Source organism: Chitinophaga oryziterrae (assembly GCF_009758125.1).
Lineage (GTDB): Bacteria > Bacteroidota > Bacteroidia > Chitinophagales > Chitinophagaceae > Chitinophaga > Chitinophaga oryziterrae.
The window spans coordinates 1-2,365 of the sequence record NZ_WRXO01000027.1 but is presented as its reverse complement, the minus strand read 5'-3'; the positions used below and the strand labels follow the sequence as shown (position 1 = coordinate 2,365).

The 2,365-nt window shown below is 43.9% G+C and carries 1 protein-coding gene; it reads right to left on the bottom strand.

The features are described from left to right. On the bottom strand, nt 1-2,365 hold a 2,365-nt coding region (locus GO495_RS31835; RefSeq protein WP_240915401.1), incomplete at both ends, for a DUF6443 domain-containing protein.

Sequence of the window (2,365 nt, the reverse complement as noted above, 5' to 3'; positions counted from 1 at the left end):
TTAGTATGTCGTAGATAAGAGCTTACCGGCTTACCGCTAAAATCAAATAGTGTGTTGGTAATGTCTTTGCCGCCGGGCGTATTATCCGCTACTGTCTGAACTACCCGCCCTTTGTCGTTGTAAAAAGACGTAGTCATTAAGAACTGCCCGGTATAATCGACCTGTGCCTTTTTACCGGTTACCATCCCACGGGTGAGCTTACTGGCTACAGAAGGAATAGCTTCGGGATATGGATTACTATTTGCCTGTGGTTTAGCGATATCAGTGGTAGAATAAGTTTGGCTTCCTGAATAAGTATAGTCATCATAATAGGTATTTACCAGTGGGATGACAGCACTTTCACTGATAAAAGGGAAAGAGTTGGTTGGATCAAAAGAATAAGCATTTACGTTGGCCTGCATTTGCGCCCTTGTCAATGCTGAGTTTAATAATCCATTCATCCGCTCCCGGTTCTGTGTATCATAATAATTTACATGCCAGAATTGTCTGTATTTCAAATTACCATCCCAGGTGGCGATTAATCTGTCTCGTTTATCATACACCATTTCCAGAGAATCTGCACCGGGAAGTTTCTTTACAATTATCCTACTGCGCTGATCATAACGGTATTGGAAGCATAGCTCGGCTGCAACAGGTGTAGTGACAATCCAATTACTACGGATTGCTTCTACTGCCTTCGGAGGGATTACAAAACGTAACCGGTCAAGTTCATCGTATACATAATACGTACATAACCATCCATTATAACCTGAAACTATTGCATCTGACAATTGTACTTTTTTAAGGACAGTATGTCCTTCTAAGTCTTTGTACTCAATTGTTTTGTTATCATGTTCGTCCGTTGTTTCATGCACATATAAAGTACCGGGAATATAATAACCAGCCTGCAAAGGTACCGTTGCACTATCCAGGTCAATATTCCAGATCACTACAGAATCATACTGTGTATTGGCTCTGTCTGATTGGCTAATGCCAACTCCCTGTCCAGTCCAGCTTTTTCCCGGTGCTGTTATTTCCAGTACTCGATTTAAAGGCGAAGATTCGAAGATCGTCTTACTGTAGTAGTAACTCTCCCGGTTGCTATACTGCGTGTTATAAAAAGCAGCCTGTTTAGTCGCCGCGTCCGTTCTGAAATTACCAGTACTATTATTGTCTGTGTAAGGAAGGTATTGCTGTTGTTCCCTCCCATAAGGATCGTAAAAGTTTGTAGAGATCAGATCAGCCAGATCACGGGTGGCCTGCTTTGCCACTGTTTGTATCGGACGCCCTAATCCGTCAAGATAAACAGTTACCTGTTTTACGTCATTCACTCCTGTCTGTGCATCTGCAGTAGCCTGATCAGGGATACCCGGTTTCGTGAATGTCCGTGTCCTCACGTAGTTCATGTTATTGGGATCAAGGCCTGCAGGATAAGCCGGCATGGCTATCAGTGTCTGGCTTCCCGCTGCCGCCCCGGTAGTTGTATCCGGTGTGAATGTGGATGTATTTACAACTTTTACTCTTACGGAATTGGAAGCGACTGTATTTGTACCACAAACAGCCAGTCTACGGAACCAGGTCGTCTTTGTAATGCTGCTAACAGTCTGTGACGCCAGATTTGTCCAGGTATATTCATCAGGGGAACTTTGAAACTGGTAAGTGTAGCTGCTACAGCCACCACCTGTTGCTACCTGTACACTGCTGAGAGTAACACTTCCTCCACTGGTAACGGTAGGGGAATTAATGGTGATCAAACCACCATTTAAAGGAGGAATCGCAACACTGGCAACAGTATACAAGGTAAAAGTAAGGCTGGTAACCTTCATCCTGAAATAAGTAATCGCTGTTAATCCCTTTGGTGTATAATTGAGAGATGTTTCTCCGCTAATATCAGTCCAGGTAGTTCCATTAGTAGATCGCTGCCATTGATAGTTATATATGCCATTCCCACCGGTAGCGGGGTAGAGTGAATAACTAAATGCACCATATAAGTTGACCATTAAAGTGTCTGGATAAGAATTACCGCCAATTTGTAAAGCCGGGTAGACAGTAAAAATAGCCGGACTTGTGTAGACTGTTACACCGTTACTGGTTACCGCCCTACGATACTGGGTTGTAACAATTACAGGGACAGGTGTGTAGTTTTGAGCAGTGGCTCCGGCGTCACTCGTCCATGTAGTACCGTCTGTTGAATATTGCCATTGGTAAGTGTACGTACCATTCCCCCCAGTGGGTGTAGAACCAGTGAGCAATCCGGGACTGTTCGCATAAACTATATTGGCTGATGAAGGCGTAATCGTTCCTGCCACCAACTGAGCGTATACAGTAACAGTTGCACTATTGCTGGTGACAGCTACCGTATTACTGGTAGTAATCACATGATAAT